The following is a 19,155-nucleotide window of genomic DNA, read 5'->3' as shown; positions in this document are numbered from 1 at the left end:
CGCTCAGATCGGGATGACGCGACTGCGCAGGCTCGTCTGGCAGACTGGATGCCGCTCGTGGCACGCGCCTCGCGCAGTCCGCCATGGTGTAACGGCAGCACGACAGCCTTTGGAGCTGTGAGGACCAGGTTCGAATCCTGGTGGCGGAGCATGGATCAGCAACTCGCCATCATCGTTCTCGCTGCCGGCCAGGGCACGCGCATGAAGTCCGCCACCCCGAAGCTCCTGCACCCGCTCGCGGGCTCGCCGATCGTGGCCCACGTGCTGCGTACGGCACAGGCGCTCGACGCCGCTCACGTGATCGCGGTCGTGCGGCACGAGCGCGACCAGGTGGCCGCTGCCGTGCAGTCGGTGTTCCCCGCCTGCATCGTGGTCGACCAAGACGAGGTGCCCGGCACCGGCCGGGCGGTCGAGCAGGCGCTCGAGGCGCTCCCCGGCGACTTCGAGGGCGAGGTGCTCGTGCTGAACGGCGATGTGCCGCTCCTCGATGCCGAGACCCTCGCCGCGTTCCTGGAACGGCACCGCGGCCGGGCCGCGCAGGCATCCGTGCTCTCGGCCCTCTACGACGACCCCACCGGTTACGGCCGCGTGGTCCGCGACGCGGCCGGGCACTTCGACCGCATCGTCGAGCAGAAGGACGCGACCGACGACGAGCGCGCCATCGCCGAGATCAACGCGGGCATCTACGCGTTCGGGGCCGGCGCCCTGCGCGACCAGCTGGCGAACCTCACGACCGACAACGCCCAGGGCGAGAAGTACCTCACCGATGTCATCCAGCTCCTTCGCGAGGCGGGCTCCGAGGTCGAGGCCGTGCCCGTGTCGGAGCCGTGGCTCGTGGCCGGCATCAACGATCGCGCCCAGTTGAGCGAAACCGCCGCTCGCCTGAACGCGCTCATCGTTCGCGGATGGCAGCTGAACGGCGTGACCGTCGAGGACCCCGCCACCACGTGGATCGACCTCGACGTGCGCATCGAGCCCGACGTCACGATCCGTCCGGGTACGCAGCTGAAGGGCGCGACCGTCATCGCGTCGGGTGCCGTCGTGGGTCCCGACACGACGCTCGTCGACTGCGAGATCGGTGCCGAGGCCGAGGTGAAGCGAACGGATGCCACGCTGTCGGTCATCGGCGACGGGGCATCCGTCGGCCCCTTCTCGTACCTCCGTCCGGGCACCGTGCTCGGCGCCGACGGCAAGATCGGCACGTTCGTCGAGACGAAGAACTCGAAGATCGGCGCCGGCAGCAAGGTGCCGCACCTCTCGTACGTGGGCGACGCGACCATCGGCGAGCACACCAACATCGGTGCCGGCTCGATCTTCGCCAACTACGACGGCGTGCGGAAGCACCGCTCCGAGATCGGCTCCCACGTCCGCACCGGGTCGCATGGCGTGTTCGTCGCGCCCATTAGGATTGGCGACGGGGTCTACACGGGCGCCGGCACGGTCGTCCGCAAGGATGTCCCGGCAGGAGCACTCGCCGTGAACGTGGCTCCGCAACGCAACATCGAGGGATGGGTCCAGCAGCATCGGCCCGGCACCGCGGCGGCGCAGGCGGCCGAGGCGGCGGACGGGGCATCCGACCCGGAAGCGATCGACGCGGCTGCCGACTGAACACCGCCGACTGACGCACCGGCTGATCGCAGGTGGAGAGGACAGACCACATGTCGGGCATCGAGACCACCGGATCGAAGCGCCTCGTGCTCATCTCCGGGCGAGCGCATCCCGAGCTCGCCCAGCAGATCGCCGACGAGCTCGGCTCCGAACTCGTTCCGACCGACGCACGCACGTTCGCGAACGGCGAGCTCTACGCCCGCTACGACGAGAGCGTGCGTGGCAGCGATGCCTTCGTGATCCAGTCGCACGCGGCGCCCATCAACGAGTGGCTCATGGAGCAGCTCATCATGGTCGACGCCCTGAAGCGCGCCTCCGCGAAGCGCATCACGGTCGTGTCGCCGTTCTATCCGTACGCGCGCCAAGACAAGAAGGGCCGCGGCCGCGAACCGATCTCGGCACGCCTCGTCGCTGACCTCTACAAGGCCGCGGGCGCCGACCGCATCATGTCGATCGACCTCCACGCCGCCCAGATCCAGGGCTTCTTCGACGGCCCGGTCGACCACCTCTTCGCGATGCCGGTACTGCTCGAGCACTTCCGAGAGAAGCTCGATCCGTCGACGCTCACCGTGGTCTCGCCCGACATGGGCCGCGTGCGCGTCGCCGACATCTGGAGCGACAAGCTCGGTGCGCCGCTCGCGATCATCCACAAGCGCCGCGACCCGCTCGTGCCGAACGAGGTGTCGGTGCATGAGATCGTCGGCACCGTCGAGGGGCGCGTGTGCCTGCTCGTCGACGACCTCATCGACACCGGCCGCACGATCGTGAAGGCCGCCGAGGCGCTGAAGGCGAACGGCGCCACGGGGGTGGTCGTGGCGGCCACCCACGCCGTGTTCTCGCCGCCCGCCGTCGAGATCCTGCAGAACGACTCGATCGACATGGTGGTCGTCACCGACACGCTTCCCGTTCCGCCCGAGAAGCGGTGGGACCGGCTCACCGTGCTGCCGATCGCACCGCTGCTGGCGCGAGCCATCCGCGAAGTCTTCGAAGACGGTTCGGTCACGAGCCTGTTCGACGGGGCGGCCTGAGGTCCGCCATGGCCATCACCACCCCGCGTCCCTGGCTCGGCAGTTACGCCGAGGGGGTGCCGCATGACATCGCACCCGAGACCGGGTCGCTGTACGACCTCCTGAGTGGCTCCGTCGAGCAGTATCCCGACCACGTGGCCCTCGAGTTCTTCGGAGCCACCACCACCTACGCCGAGCTCGGCGACCAGGTCGAGCGCGCGGCCGAGGGCCTGCGGGTGCTCGGCGTGCAGGCGGGCGACCCGGTGGCGATCGTGCTGCCGAACTGCCCCCAGCACATCGTCGCGTTCTACGCCGTGCTGCGACTCGGCGCCATCGTCGTCGAGCACAACCCGCTCTACACTCCCCGAGAGCTTCGCCATCAGTTCGAAGACCACGGCGCCCCGGTCGTGATCGCGTGGGACAAGGTCGTCGACTCCATCCAGGCATTCCCGGCGGATGTCGCAGTGCGCTCCATCGTGTCGGTCGACGTCACCCGCGCCATGCCGCTGCTCACTCGCGTGATGCTGCGGCTGCCGGTGGCGAAGGCGCGCGAGTCGCGCGCCGCGCTCACCACGAAGGTGCGGGGAACCATGCCGTGGCATGTGCTCGTGGCATCCGACCGGATCGACTCGCACATCCATCGCCCGGGGCCCGACGACGTCGCGCTCATCCAGTACACGAGCGGCACGACCGGGAGCCCAAAGGGGGCGACCCTCACGCACGCGAACCTCGGGGCGAACGCCGCGCAGGCTCGAGCCTGGATCCCGGGGATCGAGCGGGGAACGGCGGTCGTGTACGCGGTCCTGCCGATGTTCCACGCCTACGGGCTCACGCTGTGCCTCACCTTCGCGATGAGCATGGGTGCGCGTCTCGTGCTGTTCCCGAAGTTCGATCCCGAGCTCGTGCTGAAGGCGATGAAGCGGCATCCGCCCACGTTCTTCCCGGCCGTGCCGCCGATCTACGGCCGGCTCACGCGGGCCGCGGCCGAGGAGGGCGTGTCGCTGCAGGGCATCCGCATCGCGATCTCGGGTGCCATGCCGCTGTCGGCCGACGTCGTCGAACCCTGGGAGGCGGCGAGCGGCGGCTACCTCGTCGAGGGCTACGGGCTCTCCGAGTGCTCGCCGGTGCTCATGGCCAATCCCGTCGCCCCCAACCGCCGGGCCGGCACGGTCGGGCTGCCGCTGCCGTCGACGGAGGCGAGGGTCGTCGACCCGGAACAGCCGACCGTCGATCGCGCGCCCGGCGAGGAGGGCGAGCTCATCGTGCGCGGCCCTCAGGTGTTCTCGGGGTACTGGCGCAAACCCGAGGAGACCGAGGCCGTGTTCGTGCCGGCCGACGACGGCGGTGCCGACTGGTTCCGCACGGGTGACATCGTGTCGATCGACGCCGACGGCTTCGTGCGCATCGTCGACCGCATCAAGGAGCTCATCATCACGGGCGGCTTCAACGTCGCCCCGAGCGAGGTCGAGGAGGCCCTCCGTGCGCACCCCGACGTCGAGGACTGCGCCGTGGTCGGCCTGCCCGACGAGCACTCGGGCGAGCAGGTCGTGGCCGTGGTCGTGCTGAAGCCGGGTTCGACGTTCGACGAGGGCGCCATCCGCGACCATGCGCGAGGTGCGCTCGCCGCGTACAAGGTGCCCAAGCGCGTCGTGCAGGCCGACGACCTGCCCCGGTCGCTCATCGGCAAGGTGCTCCGGCGCGAGGTCCGCAACGGGCTGCTCACGGATTGACGGCCGGCGCGTGGGTTTCCTCTCGGCCGACACGGCGCGCGAGCTCGCGCGTCTCGGGGCCCTCGAGCACGGCGACGGGCATGCGGCGCCGCTCGAGCGACTCCGCGGCATCCGTTCGCTCGTGGCGGCGCTCGATGCTGACCCCGCGACACTCATCGCGGTTCGCGAGGCGCTCGATGAGGGCGCGACGTGGGACGAGATCGCGGATGCCGCGGGCCTCAGTCCGTCGGCGGCCAAGTACCGGTGGGCCGGCGACGACGAAGCCATCACGAGCCGCCAGGAGGCGAGCCGGCGGCGCAAGCGCGATCGACCGTCGAGCGTGCCGACCGACCTGCCGGGCGAGAGCGTGGCGGAGGCGGCGAAGCGGCTCGGCGTGACGCCGCAGGCGATCTACCAGCGGGTGACCCGCGGCCAGCTCGAGGCGCGCACGGTGGAGCTGCCCGACGGGCGCCGGTACAAGCGCGTCTTCGTGCCCGACGAGACCTGAGCTCGCCAGCCGTCAGGCGTGTCGCTCGGGTCGGGGGTCGTCCTGGGCGGGAAGCCGAGGCATGGCCGGCAGCGGTTCGAGGCGGGCCACGATCGTGCGCGCCCCGCTCGAGGAGATCGCCACGCACTCCCACCCTGGCCCGCCGGGAGCGAAGAGCTCGAACGACGTGCGGAAGCCCGCGGCATCCGTGTCGAAGGCGGCGACGTACACCGCGCAGACTCGGTCGGCTGCGCGTTTGGCCACACTGAAGCCCGACAGCACGAGGGGGAGCACCATCGCACCGAGCGCGACGAGCACCGCGATGCGGACGACGCGACGCCGGCGCGCACCGGGCATCGGCCGACCGTCGTCGTACGGGTCGGGTTCGAGTTCGGGGTGCCGTTCGCTCACGCCGCACCGCCTCGTTCAGGCCCTCGCCTAGTGCGAGGAGGACGTGATCTCGATCTCACTGCGATCGCCCGACCAGAGGGTGTGGAACACACCCGGCTTGTCGACTCGCTGGTACGTGTGCGCGCCGAAGTAGTCGCGCTGCGCCTGGATGAGGGCCGCCGGAAGGCGCTTCGCGCGCAGGCCGTCGTAGTACGCGAGCGAAGACGAGAAGGCCGGCGTCGGAATGCCGGCCTGCGCCGCCGTCGCGACCACGCGCCGCCAGCTCTCCTGCGCGCCCGTCACGGCCTCGCGGAAGTACGGCGCGACGACCAGCGCGACGAGCGACGGATCGTCGGCGTAGGCCTCGGCGATGCGGTTGAGGAAGCGGGCGCGGATGATGCATCCGGCGCGCCAGATCTTCGCGATGTCGCCCTTGCGGATGTCCCACCCGAACTGCTCGGCCCCGGCGACGATCTCGTCGAACCCCTGCGAGTACGCGATGATCTTCGATGCGTAGAGGGCCCGGCGGACGTCCTCGATGAAGGTCTCGGGGTCGTCGACGGTCCATTCGGTCGAGGGGCCGGGCAGGTCGGCGGCCGCCTCGCGCTGTGTGCGCTTCGACGACAGGCTTCGCGCGAACACGGCTTCGGCGATGCCCGACTCGGGCACGCCGAGCTCGAGCGCGTTCTGCACGGTCCAGGCGCCGGTGCCCTTGGCGCCCGCCGAGTCGAGGATGACGTCGACGAGCGGCTTGCCGGTCGCGGCATCCGTCTGGCGGAGCACCTCGGCGGTGATCTCGATGAGGTAGCTCTCGAGTTCGCCCGTGTTCCACTCGGCGAAGACGTCGGCGATCTCGGCGGGGCTCTTGCCGGTGCCCTGCCGGATGAGGTCGTACGCCTCCGCGATCAGCTGCATGTCGGCGTACTCGATGCCGTTGTGCACCATCTTCACGAAGTGGCCGGCGCCGTCGGTGCCGACGTGCGTCACGCAGGGCTCGCCGTCTGGGGCGACGGCGGCGATCTTCTCGAGGATGGGACCGAGCGTCTCGTACGACTCAGCCGTGCCGCCGGGCATGAGCGACGGGCCGTGGAGGGCCCCCTCCTCGCCGCCCGAGACGCCCATGCCGACGAAGTGGATGCCGGTGGGGCTGATCTCGGCCTCGCGGCGGATCGTGTCGTGGAAGTTCGCGTTGCCGCCGTCGACGATGATGTCGCCCGGCTCGAAGCGGGAGACCAGCTCGGAGATCACCGCGTCGGTGCCCGCACCGGCCTGCACCATGATGATCGCGGTGCGGGGCTTGGCGAGGGAGGCGACGAAGTCGTCGTAGCTCTCGGAGGCGGCGAACCCGGCCTCGGGGTGCTCGCTCGTGAGCGTTCGCGTGCGCCCCGGAGAGCGGTTGAACACCGCCACGGTGTTGCCCTCGCGGCTGGCGAGATTGCGGGCGAGATTCGAGCCCATCACCGCGAGGCCGACGACGCCGATGTTTGCTGGTCCGGATTCAGGCACGAGCTGCTCCTCGAGGGTGTCTGGGGTCGACTCCAGCGTACTGTGAGCCCGCGCGTGGAACATCGCAGGGCCCGGTCCCGCGGACTAGCGTTGGGGGTACGTCGACGACCGCACGGAAACGAGCACAGATGGAATCGGATGCCTCGACAGGACGTCCCGGCAGATGAATGACGGTGCGAACCGGCCCGTCATCGTGGTCATGGGCGTCGCGGGCGCCGGGAAGTCGACGATCGGGGCCCTCCTCGCACGGGAACTGCGAGTGCCCTTCACCGACTCCGACGACCTGCACCCCGCCGCGAACGTCGAGAAGATGGCCTCGGGAGTGCCCCTCGACGACGACGATCGCCGGCCGTGGCTCGGGGCCGTCGGGGACGCGCTCGCCGAAGCGACCCGCGAGGGCACCGGCCTCGTCGTCGCGTGCTCCGCGCTGAAGCGGGCGTACCGTGACATCATCGTGGCCAAGGCACCCGAGACGAGGTTCGTGCACCTCCACGGGACCCGGGACGTGCTGGCTACTCGAACGGAGGGGCGCACCGGGCATTTCATGCCGGCCAGCCTGCTCGACTCGCAACTCGAGACCCTGGAGGCGCTCGGCCCCGATGAGCGGGGGTTCGTCGTCGACATCGACCGGCCCGTCCCCGCGATCCTCGCGGACGCGCGGTCCGGCTTGGATGACGGTGCGTCGTCCTGAGCCGGCACGCGCCTCCTGGAACGCGCGCGAACTGAAAGCGTTGTAGACTCGTCCATTGGACTTCGGCGAGGGATGCCGCCGGCTTCGAGTTCGCTCGGGCCGCGACATCCGTGATCGACGCGGTGGAAGCAGGCTTCACGGCTTTTCCTCACGTATGGCGCACCGATGTGCGCGCGTTCGAGTCGAAACAACAGACAGACGATCTGGGCCCAGTGAGCCCGCAAGGAGAACCACCATGGACGAAGACAACAAGGTCATCGCCGACGAGCGTGACACGTTCGGCAAGGGCGCGGCACGCAAGATCCGCGCCGCCGGCAAGATCCCGGCCGTGCTCTACGGGCACGGCACCGACCCGCAGCACCTGACCCTCCCGGGCCACCAGGTCAGCCTGCTCATCCGCAAGGCCAACGCCGTGCTCGACCTGCAGGTGGCCGGCAAGAGCCAGCTCGCCCTCGTGAAGGACGTGCAGAAGGACCCGGTGCGCCAGATCATCGAGCACCTCGACCTCATCGTCGTGAAGCGCGGCGAGAAGGTCCAGGTCGAGGTGCCCGTGCACCTCGAGGGCGAGCCGTTCGCCGGCACGATCGCCGACCTCGACGCGCACACCCTCCTGCTCGAGGTCGAGGCCACGAGCATCCCCGAGCGCGTCGTGCTCTCGGTCGAGGGCCTCGAGGAGGGCACGCAGATCCTCGCCGGTGCCGTCGAACTCCCCGCCGGAGCGACGCTGCTCGACGACGAGGACCTGCTCGTCGTGAACGTGCACGTGCCCCAGAAGGTCGACCTGGGCGAGGAGCCCGAGGAGGCGGCTGAGGGCGAAGAGGCCGCCGAGGGCGCAGAAGCTGCCGCCGAGGGCGAGGAAGCCGCGGCCGAGTCGACCGAGTAACCACGCGATCACGGGGCCTGCGGCGCCGCCTCCGGGTACCCTCGGATTGCGGGCCGCGGGCCCCGCTCGTCTCCACCGTCGTCCATCCCGTCGTCGCATCGCGTCCGCCCATCCGGCGAGAGAGGAGTCGCACCATGGGTCTCCTCGATCGCCTGCGCGCACGCCGAAAGGAACCCGCCGTGGCCGACAACACCTGGCTCGTGGTCGGGCTCGGTAATCCCGGCACCCAGTACGCCGGCAACCGGCACAACGTCGGGCAGATGGTCGCCGATGAGCTCGCCTCGCGCATCGGCGCCACCTTCAAGTCGCACAAGACGCCGTCGCGGGTCGCCGAGGGATTCGTCGGCCCGGGTGGTCCGAAGCTCGTGATCGCCAAGCCGAACGGGTACATGAACACCTCGGGTGGCCCGGTGTCGGCGCTGCTCAAGTACTACTCGCTGCCGGTCGACCGGCTGATCATCCTGCACGACGAGCTCGACATCCCGTTCGACACCGTTCGCCTCAAGCAGGGCGGCGGCCACGGCGGCCACAACGGCGTGCGCGACGTGTCCAAGGCGCTCGACGGTGGCGGCTTCACGCGCGTGCGGGTGGGCATCGGCCGCCCGCCCGGACGACAGGACTCCGCCGACTTCGTGCTGAAGGACTTCAGCGGAGCCGAGAAGCAGGCACTGCCCAACCTGGTGTCGGATGCCGCGGACGCCGTGGAGGCGATCGTCTCGCACGGACTCGTGGCGGCGCAGCAGCGGTTCCACTCGCCGGCGTGACCCGCCGGACGGGGACCGGCGCACTTCTCGGCAACGCAGGACGCTCTCGGAGGCGGCGGCGTGGACGCCGCCGGACGTGTGGACTCGTCGAGCCGACTGCGGCGCGCCGGGCGGGGACCGGCGCGCAAGTCAACTCAAATCAGGCCGCGGAGGAACTCCTCGGGCGACTGTCCTGCTGCTCGGGCGCGCTCGACCAGGCGGGTGTGCTCCTCGGCGGTGAGCTCCAGCGAGAGCGTCAGCCAGTCGGCGGCCGGGTCCTCGAAGTCGAACAGCGCGGCATCCGCCACCTCTCCGGCGTGGAGCTCGCGATCGTCGAGCGATGCCTCATCGGCCGCGTCGCCGGGAGCCGGCGACACCAGCACGTCGACGGCGGGTTCGCAGGCGCCGGTCCAGCCGGGCCCGGTCGGAATGTCGAGGCCCTTCTGGTACGCGACCGCGACCGCCCGGGCCCGCTCGTCGGCCGCCTCGTTCATCGGATGGCCCGCATGCCCGCGCACCCACTCGAACCGGTACCGGCGGCCACGCAGCGCCTCGTCGAGTGCCTGCATGAGGTCGAGGTTCAGCACGGGGGATCCGTCGGCCTTGCGCCATCCCTTGCGCTTCCAGGTCGGCATCCACTTCGTGAGTGCGTTGATCACGTACTGGCTGTCGCACTGCACCAGCAGCTCGTCGTCGAGGTGCGCTGTGGCCTGGAAGAGCTCGAGCACGGCGGTGAGCTCGCCCTGGTTGTTGGTGCCTCGGACCCATCCGCCGGCCGCCCAGCAGGTGTCGTCGACATACCACGCCCATCCGGCGGGGCCGGGGTTGCCGAGCGCGGAACCGTCGGCTGCGGCGATGATCATGCGGGAGTCCTTCCGTCCGGCGCTCATGCTAGCGGGACCGAGCGTCACGGTGTCGATCGCCGTTCGCGGGGAGCGCACGGCGGCGTCCACGTCGGAGGGCGCGCGTAGACTCGGACGGTGATCCTGCAGGGCTTGAACACGGCGCTTTCGCGCGCCTCCACGATCGACGAGGCGCTCGCCGAGGCCCTTCGGAACGCCGATTTCTCGGCGACGCCGGGCATCGACGCGCCCCTGCTCGCCGGTCTCCTGCAGCGTCGTGTCGAGGCCGGGCTGCCGGCCGCGCTGCTCGTCATCACCGCGACCAGCCGTGAGGGCGAGTCGGTTCGATCGTCGCTGGCCCCGTACCTCGACGGTGCAGAGATCCTCGAGTTCCCCGCGTGGGAGACCCTGCCACACGAGCGGCTGAGCCCCTCGGCCGAGACGGTGGGACGACGGCTGCATGCCTTGCGACGCATGCGCGACTGGCAGGCCGAGGGCTCGCGGCATCCGCTCGTCGTCGTGGCATCCGTGCGAGCGGCGCTGCAGCCCCTCGCCGACAACCTGGCCGACCTCGCGCCCATCGAGCTCGTCGCCGGTGGCCGGGGATACGACCTGGCCGACCTGGCGAAACGGCTCGTCGACCTCGCCTACTCGCGGGTCGACATGGTCGCCCGCCGCGGCGAGTTCGCCGTGCGAGGCGGCATCCTCGATGTGTTCCCGCCCACCGCCGACCACCCGGTTCGCGTCGAGTTCTTCGGCGACGAGGTCGAGGAGCTGCGTGCATTCTCGGTCGCCGACCAGCGCTCGCTCCCCGATCCGGTCGACCGCGTGCACCTCGCGCCGAGCCGCGAACTGCTTCTCACGCCCGCGGTACGCCAGCGGGCGCGCGAGATGCTGCACGAGTTCCCGAACCTCGCGGGCCTGCTCGAGAAGGTCGCCGAAGGAATCCCCGTCGAGGGAATGGAGTCCTTGGCACCCGCCCTGCTCGACCGCCTCGTCCCGTTGACGCACTACCTTCCCGAGGGCGCGGCAGTCGCCGTGCTGCAACCCGAGCGTGTGACCGGCCGTGCCGTGAGCCTCGCCGAGACGAATCGCGAGTTCCTCGACGCGGCGTGGAGCGCCGCGACCGCCGGAGCCCAGGCGCCGATCGATGCGTCGTCGTGGCTCGGCACCGGTCTGGCGGCCGGCGACTTCCTGACGCTCCGGCAGTTCCGTGAGGCGGCGTTGCAGATGACGCCGTCGCCGCGCCGTGTGTGGTGGACGTTCTCGACCTTCGACATCGGGGATGCTGCGGCGGTCGTCGCCGCATCGTCTCCCGCGGCGGGGGCCGGGGCCGCGGCCGATGCGGCATCCGAGTACGTCCGCGTCGCCGCGAACGCGATGCCGGCCTTCGCGGGCAACGTCGCCGGCGCCGTCGATCCCGTCGCGGAACGCCTGCGCGACGGATGGAGCCTCGTCGTGGCATCCGCCGGACACGGCCTGGTCGAGCGCGCCCGCGATGTCCTTGCCGACGCGGGGCTCGCCGCCCGCATCGTCGACGAGGTGCCCGCCGAGCTCGAGCCCGGCGTGGCGTACCTGGTGCAGGCCGACGCCGCACGCGGATTCGAGGTCCCCGAGGTGAAGCTGGGGCTCATCGCCGAGGCCGAGTTCTACGGTCGAGCCGTCGGCTACGACGCCCGCAGGAACACGAAGCTCGCGACGCGGCGCCGCAACGTCGTCGACCCGCTGCAGCTCAAGGCGGGCGACCACGTCGTGCACCAGACGCACGGCATCGGCCGGTTCGTCGAGATGGTGCAGCGCGAGGTCGCGACCGGCAGCCGTCCGACCGGACCGAGCCGTACCGCCGGCATCCAGCAGCAGCCCACCGCCGTGCGCGAATACCTCGTGCTCGAGTACGCGCCGTCCAAGCGCGGGCAGCCGGGCGATCGCCTCTACGTACCCACAGACCAGCTCGACCTGCTCTCGCGCTACGTCGGCGGCGAGGCTCCCGCCCTCTCGAAGATGGGCGGCAGCGACTGGGCGCAGGCGAAGGGCCGCGCGCGCAAGGCCGTGCGCGAGATCGCCGTCGAACTCGTGAAGCTGTACTCGGCACGCATGGCGGCCAAGGGCCACGCGTTCCCACCCGACACGCCGTGGCAGCACGAGCTCGAGGAGGCGTTCCCCTTCACCGAGACGCCCGACCAACTCCAGACGATCGACGAGGTGAAGGCCGACATGCAGCGGCCGATTCCGATGGACCGCCTGCTGGCCGGCGATGTGGGCTTCGGCAAGACCGAGGTCGCGGTGCGCGCCGCGTTCAAGGCCATCCAAGACGGGAAGCAGGTCGCCATGCTCGTGCCCACGACGCTGCTCGTGCGCCAGCACTTCGAGACGTTCAGCGAGCGGTTCGCCGGATTCCCGGTGCACGTGCGTGCCCTCAGCCGCTTCCAGACCGACAAGGAGGTGCGCGAGACGGTCGCCGGGCTCGCCGACGGCACCGTCGACATGGTCATCGGCACCCACCGCATCCTCACCGAGAAGGTGGGGTTCAAAGACCTCGGGCTGCTGATCATCGATGAGGAGCAGCGGTTCGGCGTCGAGCACAAGGACCAGCTCAAGAAGCTCAAGACCAACGTCGACATCCTCGCGATGAGCGCCACGCCGATCCCACGCACCCTCGAGATGGCCGTCACCGGCATCCGCGAGATGTCGACGCTCGCGACCCCGCCCGAAGACCGGCACCCGATCCTCACGTTCGTGGGCCCGTACTCCGAGCAGCAGGTCGCCGCGGCCATCCGTCGCGAGATGCTCCGCGAGGGACAGGTGTTCTTCGTGCACAACCGCGTCTCGTCGATCAACCGGGTCGCGGCGCAGCTGGCCGAGCTCGTGCCCGAGGCGCGCATCGCCGTCGCGCACGGCCAGCTCAACGAGCACGTGCTCGAGCAGATCGTCGTCGACTTCTGGGAACGCAAGTTCGACGTGCTCGTCTCGACGACGATCATCGAGACCGGCCTCGACATCTCGAACGCGAACACCATCATCATCGACCGCGCCGACAAGTACGGGCTCTCGCAGCTCCACCAGCTTCGCGGTCGCGTCGGCCGCGGGCGCGAGCGCGCCTACGCGTACTTCCTGTACGACCCGGCGAAGCCGCTTTCCGAGACCGCGCACGACCGCCTGTCGACCATCGCCGCCAACAACGAGCTCGGCAGCGGCATGCAGGTCGCGCTGAAAGACCTCGAGATCCGCGGCGCCGGCAACCTGCTCGGCGCCGAGCAGGCCGGCCACATCGCCGGCGTCGGCTTCGACCTGTACCTGCGCATGATCGGCGAGGCCGTGTCGGCGTTCCGCGGCGACGTCGCCGAGGGGCAGACCGAGCTGCGACTCGAGCTGCCCGTCGACGCGCACATCCCCGAGGAGTACGTCGACTCCGAGCGCCTGCGCCTCGAGGCCTACCAGAAGCTCTCGGCCGCGAGCGGCCCGGCCGCGAAAGACGGGCAGATCGACGAGGTGCTCGACGAGCTCGTCGATCGCTACGGCGAGCCGCCGGCGGCCGTCGTCAACCTCGTGGCCATCTCGCGCCTGCGTCGCCAGGCGCAGCTCGCGGGTCTGTCCGACGTCATCGCGACCGGTTCGAAGCTGCGCATCGCGCCCGCGAAGATCCCCGACTCGCGTCGCGTGCGGCTCGAGCGCCTCTACCCGGGCGCGAAGCTCTTCGCTCAGAACGACGTGATCCTCGTGCCGTTCCCGACCGCGGGCGGCGAGCTGCCCGACGACGCCGAACTCATCGAGTGGGTCACGAAGCTCGTCACGGCGATCTTCCCCGTGCCCGAGGTGACGCCGGCGGATGCCGCGGCGGCATCACCGGCGGCCGGCTGACGCCCGGACGCGACACCAGCGAAGACCGCGCTCACTGCGGATGCGCGAACGCTCCGCCGACGCCCTCGGCCGCGCCGCGGCGGCGGTACTGCCGCGACCGGATCGACACCACGATCGCCGAGAGCACGATCGACGTGCCCGATCCGAGCAGCACCGCGACCGTCCCCTGGTCGATCACGGCGGGCAACTCCTCGAACGCCAGCTCGTTCATCAGCAGCGCCACGGTGAAGCCGATGCCCCCCAGCGCGCCGACCGTTGCGAGGTCGCCCCACGTCAACGGCGTGATGCCCTTGCGCCGGGAGAAGAGCATGGTCGCGATGCCGCCCACGACGGTGATGCCGACGAGCTTGCCGAGCGGCAGCCCGACGAGGATGCCCCAGAACGCGGGATCGAGCTCGCTGGGCTGCACCTGCGGCACGACCACGAGCGCGGAGGAGAAGGCGAACAGGGGCAGGATGACGCCGTTCGACCACGGTTCGAGCAGGTGCACGGCGCGCCCGGCGGGCCGACGCGACATGACCAGGCCGAGCATCACGCCCGCGATGGTCGCATGCACGCCCGAGAGCAGCACGAAGACCCACGCCGCGATCGCCAGCGCGCACAGGACGACGATGACGGGCCACTGTCGTCGCCGGCCGAGGACGTACGGCGATCGCGGCCGCAGCAGCCGACTCGTGAGGCCGAACGCGGTGACCGCGATCGCGGCGAACCCGAGGAAGGCCAGGTCGACGGAAGCGGTGAAGAAGAACGCGATGACGAGGATCCCGACCAGATCGTCGAGCACCGCGAGCGCGAGCAGGAACACCCGTACACGAGTCGGGATGAACCGCCCGAACATCGCCAGCACCCCGAGCGCGAAGGCGATGTCGGTCGCGGTCGGCACGGGCCACCCGTTCGCGGTGGGCCCACCACCGGCGAACGCGAGGAACACGAGCGCGGGCACCGCCACGCCGCCGAGCGCCGCGATCGCTGGCACGACGGCCTTCGAGAAGCTGTTGAGCTCGCCGATGACGAGCTCGCGGCGCAACTCCACCGCGACGATGAAGAAGAAGATCGCGAGCAGCCCGTCGCTGACCATGTGGCCGACCGACAGGTCGATCGGACCGAGCGGAATCGGGTGCGCCTGCTTCGCGTCGATGAGCGCCGCCCCGATCGGCAGATTCGCGAGCAGGATGCCGATCACGGCGGCGGAGAGGAGCAGGGCGGCGGCCAGGCGCTCCGAGCGGAGGACGTTCATGACATCCCTTCGGGGTCGGGACGGCGGGCGAACCCGCGCGAGACGGCGACGACGCTGACGCGTCGGCCGACCAGACTTCCCGGCACTCCGCGTCCGATCCTATCGGCGGCGCGGGTCCGCGACATCCGTTCGGTCATCCCGGGTTCAGCACGCCGCTGCCGACGTAGGCTGACGGGATGACCGAGGCGCACCGAGTCAGCCGCAGCCGCCGATCCGAGGCCGATCAGCCGACCGCCCTCGAGGAGCTGATCGAGACCGTCGCGCTACTGCGCGCGCCCGGCGGCTGCCCCTGGGATGCCGACCAGACCCACGAGAGCCTCGTGCAGTACCTCGTCGAGGAGTGCTGGGAGCTCATCGATGCGATCGAGGCGGGCACGCGACAGGAGATGATCGAGGAGCTCGGCGACGTGCTCTACCAGGTGCTGTTCCACGCCGACATCGCGGCGCACACCCCCGGCGAGGACTTCGACATCCAGGATGTCGCGGCGCACATGACCGCGAAGATGGTGTCGCGGCATCCTCACGTCTTCGGCGGAGACCGGTCGGCAGAGACTGCCGCCGACGTCGTCGCCTTCTGGGAGGACCTGAAGGCCGACGAGAAGCCGCACCGGACGAGCGTGCTCGACGGCGTGCCGCGCGGCATGCCCGCGCTCGCGCTCGCGCGCAAGGTGCTCGACAAGGCCGAGAAGGCGGGGGTCACGGCCGAGGTCCTCCTCGGCGACACTGCGACGGATGCCGCGGCCACGAGCACGCCGGCGACGGAGGACGAGCTCGGCCGCACGCTGTTCGCGCTCGTGGCATCCGCTCGCTCCCGGGGGCTCGATGCCGAACGGGCCCTTCGGCACGTCGTGCGCGCATTCGAGCATGAGGTGCGCACCGCCGAGGGAGCGCTCGCGGACTGAGCCGGCCGCCCATGGGGCCGGCGATCGGCGAGCGGCGAGCGCAGGGCCGTGTCGGTGATCGCGGATGCCTCGCCGTCGGCGTACCGTCGGGGAGAGGGCATCGAGGAGGCCTCCATGGGGATCACCGAGCAGCGACTCGCCGAGTTCTTCGATGAGTACGCCGCCGCGCTGCGCGAGTTCGACGCCGATGCCACGGCCCGGCTGTGGGGACTCCCGGGGATGATCGTGACCGACGACTTCGCCGGTGCACTCGAGAGCCGCGCAGACATGGCGGCAGGTCTCGCCCAGTCGTATCCGCTGTACCGTCGGCTCGGCCTCGAGTCGGCCGTACCCGAGTTGCGCGCGGTGAGCGCGCTGACCGAACGGATCTCGACCGTGCGCGTGCGGTGGAGCTACCTCGATGCCGCTGACGAGGTGATCGTCACCACCGACTACGAGTACCTGGTGCGCGACGACGCCGATGGACTGCACGTCTACCTCGCGGTCGGCATCGACGAGGCGGAGGCGTTGCAGCGGGCGGCGGACAGCCGCGGGGTGGATCTCGACCTGTTCGGGTGAGGCGTGGGTGGATGGGTCGGTGATCGAGTAGCGCCGCCGGTCCGGTGATCGAGTAGCGCCGCGCGGGGCCGGTGATCGAGTACGCCGCACGGGGCCGGTGATCGAGTAGCGCCGCCGGTGCCGGTGATCGAGTAGCGCCGCCGCAGGCGACGCGTATCGAGATCCGCGGGCCTCGCGTCTGGAGACCGGTCCGGCTCCGCCGAGCACTACTCGTCCACCGTCGGGGCATGCCCGGGCAGGCGTGCCGGTGCTGGAAGAATGGGCGGCATGGCCGCATCCGTCACCCCTCCGCGCGGCATGCGCGACTTCCTGCCCGCCGAGAAGGCCCGCCGTGAGCACGCCCTCGGCGTGATCCGAGGCGTGTATCGGGCGCATGGCTTCGACGAGATCGAGACGCCCGTGATGGAGGACTCGTCGCGACTGCACGCCGGCCTCGGCGGCGACAACGAGAAACTCGCATTCGCGGTGATGAAGCGCGGCCTGACGCCCGAGGACCTCGAGGCGGCCGCGGCATCCGGCGACGCACTCTCACTTGCCGACCTCGGCCTGCGCTACGACCTCACCGTGCCGCTCGCCAGGTTCTACGCGACCCACCGCGCCGCGCTGCCGCCCGTGTTCCGCGCGATCCAGATCGCGCCGGTGTGGCGGGCCGAGCGTCCGCAGAAGGGCCGCTACCGCCAGTTCGTGCAGTGCGACATCGACATCATCGGCGAGCCGGGGCAGCTTGCCGAGCTCGAGCTGCTCACGGCGACCCTCGCGACGCTCGAGGCGCTCGGTCTCGGCGGCTGCGTCATCCGCATCAACGACCGGCGCATCCTCGCGCGGATCCTCTCCTCGTGGGGCGTGCCCGAGCAGCTGCGCGAGCGCGCGCTCATCACGATCGACAAGCTCGACAAGATCGGGGTCACGGGGGTTGCCGCAGAACTGCACGAACTCGGCGTCATCGGCGACGGAGCAGGGACACCCGATGTGGCGGCCGAGCTCGACGCGCTCATGGCGGCCGACTGGCAGCTGCTCGATGGCGAGGCGTCGCCGACCGGGCAGGCGATGCCGCCGCCCGCGTGGCTCGACCAGCAGGCGTACGGCGACCTGCTCGCGCTCCGCGCCGCGATGCCCGACGCGGCGATCGAGTTCGATCCGACGCTCGTGCGCGGCATGGGCTACTACACCGGCACGATCTTCGAGATCGCCCACCCCGACCTCGGCTACTCGCTCGGCGGCGGCGGGCGCTACGACCACATGATCGGACGCTTCCTCGGGCAGGAGGTGCCGGCGTGCGGGTTCTCCATCGGGTTCGAGCGCATCGTCGACCTGCTCGAGATGCGCGACGGGTCGCGTCCGCGCGCCGTCGTGCTCGTCTACGACGCCGACGTCGAGCCCGCGTCGCTGCTCTCGCTGAAGCACGAGCTCGTGGCATCCGGAACCCGCGTGCGCTTCGAGCGTCGCGCGAAGAACCTGCGCGCCCTGCTCGACCGCGTCACCGCCGACGGCTTCGACGCGTTCGCGAACGTGACCACTGAGGTTCCTGCGACTTCGTCCGAATCGAGAAGTCGCGTTCGCAGGGTTGCACTGCGCATCTGCGACTTCTCGATTCGGGTTAGGGCGGCGCCGCGACAGGTCAAGGATCGAGAAGTCGCGTTTGCATGGTCGGACTGCGCATCTGCGACTTCTCGATTCGGCTGTGGACAACGAGCTCACATCGTCGGACGGTCTGGCACGGTGGCCGGATGACCCGACGTGCCGCGCTGCCAGCGCATCTGACGGGAGCCGCATTCCGCGTGCGCGATCGCGAGTTCCACCAGGCGAGCCGGAACAGGCTGGCCGCGTCCGACGTCCAGCGCGCGTTCACCGGCGCCCGCTCGATCGACCTCGACCTCGACGACGTGCTCGGCCGATGCCGCGCGTATGAGCCGTTGCTCAGGGCCGGCGAGGTGTTCAGCCACGGCACGGCCGCGTCCCTCCTCGGGCTGCCTCTCCCCGAGACGCCAGAATCGGTACACGTTCTCGCCGCTCCCGGCACGACTCGCGCGCGCGGTCGTGGCGTCATCGGCCACGTGGCATCCGTCGCCCTACCCTCGATGCTTCATGATGGCTTGCCGGTCGTGGCGCCGGCATACGTGTGGTGCCAGCTCGCGGCCGAGCTGACGCTCTACGACCTCGTTGCGCTCGGCGACGCAATCGTCACGGGTCCGCGCCGCGGCCAGAAGCGCCAGCCTGCGATCGCGACGCTCGGTGAACTTCGAGCTGCAGCCAGGCGTTGGCCGCCGCGACGGGGCGCCGCGAACATCCTCGCGGCGCTCCCGCGGATTCGCGAGGGAGCGGAGTCACCGAAGGAGACGCACCTCAGGCTCACGCTGGTCGATGCGGGGCTGCCCGAGCCCGTCCCGAACGCGCCGGTCAGGCTCCCGTCCGGAGTGGTGGTGCATCCCGATCTCTCATATCCGCAGCGAAAGATCGCATTCGAGTACCTCGGCGACATCCACCGCACGGATCGCCGGCGCTGGCAGGACGACCTGCGTCGACGACGCGTCCTGACCTCGGCCGGATGGCACGTCATCGAGGTCACGGCAGACGATCTCGGCTCGAACCGCGGGGCGTTCATCGACGGAGTGCGGGACCTGCTCGCGCGACCGGTCGGCAGCTGAGCCCAACGACTCCCTGGAGATCGAGAAGTCGCGTTTGCAGGGTCGTACTGCCCATTCGCGACTTCTCGATTGGAGCAAGCGGCGGTGGG

General features: G+C 70.5%; 16 protein-coding genes and 1 tRNA gene. 13 read left to right on the top strand and 4 right to left on the bottom strand.

What is annotated here, in order from left to right:
- Window positions 1-77: 77 nt before the first annotated feature.
- The 5 genes from HUS56_RS16895 (at window position 78) to HUS56_RS16875 (ending at window position 4,832) form a co-directional block, all read left to right on the top strand.
- Window positions 78-149, top strand: a tRNA-Gln gene (locus tag HUS56_RS16895).
- A 1-nt stretch (window position 150) separates the two neighbouring features.
- Window positions 151-1,608, top strand: coding sequence for a bifunctional UDP-N-acetylglucosamine diphosphorylase/glucosamine-1-phosphate N-acetyltransferase GlmU (gene glmU / locus HUS56_RS16890; RefSeq protein ID WP_173924539.1), 1,458 nt, complete (start codon window positions 151-153; stop codon window positions 1,606-1,608).
- A gap of 50 nt (window positions 1,609-1,658) precedes the next feature.
- Window positions 1,659-2,636 (top strand): ribose-phosphate diphosphokinase, encoded by a 978-nt coding sequence (locus HUS56_RS16885; RefSeq protein ID WP_173924538.1) that lies wholly within the window; start codon window positions 1,659-1,661, stop codon window positions 2,634-2,636.
- Window positions 2,637-2,644: 8 nt separating this feature from the next.
- A complete protein-coding gene (locus HUS56_RS16880; protein WP_173924537.1) occupies window positions 2,645-4,345 on the top strand; it encodes a long-chain-fatty-acid--CoA ligase in 1,701 nt (566 codons plus the stop codon).
- Between the two features lie 10 nt (window positions 4,346-4,355).
- Window positions 4,356-4,832, top strand: a complete 477-nt coding sequence (locus HUS56_RS16875; RefSeq protein ID WP_173924536.1) for a hypothetical protein — start codon at window positions 4,356-4,358, stop codon at window positions 4,830-4,832.
- Between the two features lie 12 nt (window positions 4,833-4,844).
- Here the strand turns inward: HUS56_RS16875 and HUS56_RS16870 are convergent, their stop codons facing one another.
- Both HUS56_RS16870 and gndA read right to left on the bottom strand, forming a co-directional pair.
- Entirely contained in the window at window positions 4,845-5,222 is a 378-nt protein-coding gene (locus tag HUS56_RS16870) for a hypothetical protein (RefSeq protein WP_173924535.1), read from the bottom strand.
- Between the two features lie 27 nt (window positions 5,223-5,249).
- Window positions 5,250-6,707 (bottom strand): NADP-dependent phosphogluconate dehydrogenase, encoded by a 1,458-nt coding sequence (gene gndA / locus HUS56_RS16865; RefSeq protein WP_256368823.1) that lies wholly within the window; start codon window positions 6,705-6,707, stop codon window positions 5,250-5,252.
- Between the two features lie 163 nt (window positions 6,708-6,870).
- On the opposite strand from gndA, the gene HUS56_RS16860 reads away from it, so the two are divergent.
- The 3 genes from HUS56_RS16860 (at window position 6,871) to pth (ending at window position 9,045) form a co-directional block, all read left to right on the top strand.
- Window positions 6,871-7,398: a gluconokinase gene (locus tag HUS56_RS16860; RefSeq protein WP_173924533.1), complete on the top strand. Its 528-nt coding sequence runs from the start codon at window positions 6,871-6,873 to the stop codon at window positions 7,396-7,398.
- 235 nt (window positions 7,399-7,633) lie between these two features.
- Window positions 7,634-8,281, top strand: coding sequence for a 50S ribosomal protein L25/general stress protein Ctc (locus HUS56_RS16855; protein ID WP_173924532.1), 648 nt, complete (start codon window positions 7,634-7,636; stop codon window positions 8,279-8,281).
- Window positions 8,282-8,415: 134 nt separating this feature from the next.
- Window positions 8,416-9,045, top strand: a complete 630-nt coding sequence (gene pth / locus HUS56_RS16850) for an aminoacyl-tRNA hydrolase (RefSeq protein ID WP_173924531.1) — start codon at window positions 8,416-8,418, stop codon at window positions 9,043-9,045.
- A gap of 134 nt (window positions 9,046-9,179) precedes the next feature.
- On the opposite strand, the gene HUS56_RS16845 is transcribed toward pth, so the two are convergent.
- A complete protein-coding gene (locus tag HUS56_RS16845; protein WP_173924530.1) occupies window positions 9,180-9,887 on the bottom strand; it encodes an RNase H family protein in 708 nt (235 codons plus the stop codon).
- Window positions 9,888-10,004: 117 nt separating this feature from the next.
- Here HUS56_RS16845 and mfd point away from each other — a divergent pair, with 117 nt between their 5' ends.
- Window positions 10,005-13,724 carry a transcription-repair coupling factor gene (mfd, locus tag HUS56_RS16840; RefSeq protein WP_173924529.1) on the top strand — a complete coding sequence of 1,240 codons (3,720 nt, stop codon included), beginning with the start codon at window positions 10,005-10,007 and terminating at the stop codon, window positions 13,722-13,724.
- Window positions 13,725-13,755: 31 nt separating this feature from the next.
- On the opposite strand, the gene HUS56_RS16835 is transcribed toward mfd, so the two are convergent.
- Window positions 13,756-14,961, bottom strand: a complete 1,206-nt coding sequence (locus HUS56_RS16835; protein WP_173924528.1) for a Na+/H+ antiporter NhaA — start codon at window positions 14,959-14,961, stop codon at window positions 13,756-13,758.
- Window positions 14,962-15,137: 176 nt separating this feature from the next.
- Here HUS56_RS16835 and HUS56_RS16830 point away from each other — a divergent pair, with 176 nt between their 5' ends.
- The 4 genes from HUS56_RS16830 (at window position 15,138) to HUS56_RS16815 (ending at window position 19,066) form a co-directional block, all read left to right on the top strand.
- On the top strand, window positions 15,138-15,863 hold the full coding sequence (locus HUS56_RS16830; RefSeq protein ID WP_173924527.1) for a MazG family protein: 726 nt from the start codon (window positions 15,138-15,140) through the stop codon (window positions 15,861-15,863).
- 114 nt (window positions 15,864-15,977) lie between these two features.
- Window positions 15,978-16,421 carry a hypothetical protein gene (locus HUS56_RS16825; protein WP_173924526.1) on the top strand — a complete coding sequence of 148 codons (444 nt, stop codon included), beginning with the start codon at window positions 15,978-15,980 and terminating at the stop codon, window positions 16,419-16,421.
- Window positions 16,422-16,688: 267 nt separating this feature from the next.
- Complete coding sequence (hisS, locus tag HUS56_RS16820) at window positions 16,689-18,152, top strand: histidine--tRNA ligase (RefSeq protein ID WP_173924525.1); 1,464 nt, start codon at window positions 16,689-16,691, stop codon at window positions 18,150-18,152.
- On the top strand, window positions 18,149-19,066 hold the full coding sequence (locus tag HUS56_RS16815) for a hypothetical protein (RefSeq protein ID WP_173924524.1): 918 nt from the start codon (window positions 18,149-18,151) through the stop codon (window positions 19,064-19,066). The genes hisS and HUS56_RS16815 overlap by 4 nt, the downstream gene beginning before the upstream one ends.
- Window positions 19,067-19,155 lie beyond the last annotated feature (89 nt).

Source organism: Agromyces sp. Marseille-P2726 (genome assembly GCF_902809835.1).
Classification (GTDB): Bacteria; Actinomycetota; Actinomycetes; order Actinomycetales; family Microbacteriaceae; genus Agromyces.
The sequence above is the reverse complement of the archived record's forward strand: the minus strand, read 5'-3'. Positions and strand labels throughout refer to the sequence as shown.

Bases quoted from the DNA above. Each gene is read 5' to 3' on its own strand.
- glmU (WP_173924539.1), top strand. From the start codon at position 151: ATGGATCAGCAACTCGCCATCATCGTTCTCGCTGCCGGCCAGGGCACG.
- HUS56_RS16885 (WP_173924538.1), top strand. From the start codon at position 1,659: ATGTCGGGCATCGAGACCACCGGATCGAAGCGCCTCGTGCTCATCTCC.
- HUS56_RS16880 (WP_173924537.1), top strand. From the start codon at position 2,645: ATGGCCATCACCACCCCGCGTCCCTGGCTCGGCAGTTACGCCGAGGGG.
- HUS56_RS16860 (WP_173924533.1), top strand. From the start codon at position 6,871: ATGAATGACGGTGCGAACCGGCCCGTCATCGTGGTCATGGGCGTCGCG.
- HUS56_RS16855 (WP_173924532.1), top strand. From the start codon at position 7,634: ATGGACGAAGACAACAAGGTCATCGCCGACGAGCGTGACACGTTCGGC.
- pth (WP_173924531.1), top strand. From the start codon at position 8,416: ATGGGTCTCCTCGATCGCCTGCGCGCACGCCGAAAGGAACCCGCCGTG.
- HUS56_RS16845 (WP_173924530.1), bottom strand. From the start codon at position 9,887: ATGATCATCGCCGCAGCCGACGGTTCCGCGCTCGGCAACCCCGGCCCC.
- HUS56_RS16835 (WP_173924528.1), bottom strand. From the start codon at position 14,961: ATGAACGTCCTCCGCTCGGAGCGCCTGGCCGCCGCCCTGCTCCTCTCC.
- HUS56_RS16830 (WP_173924527.1), top strand. From the start codon at position 15,138: ATGACCGAGGCGCACCGAGTCAGCCGCAGCCGCCGATCCGAGGCCGAT.
- HUS56_RS16825 (WP_173924526.1), top strand. From the start codon at position 15,978: ATGGGGATCACCGAGCAGCGACTCGCCGAGTTCTTCGATGAGTACGCC.
- hisS (WP_173924525.1), top strand. From the start codon at position 16,689: ATGGCCGCATCCGTCACCCCTCCGCGCGGCATGCGCGACTTCCTGCCC.
- HUS56_RS16815 (WP_173924524.1), top strand. From the start codon at position 18,149: ATGACCCGACGTGCCGCGCTGCCAGCGCATCTGACGGGAGCCGCATTC.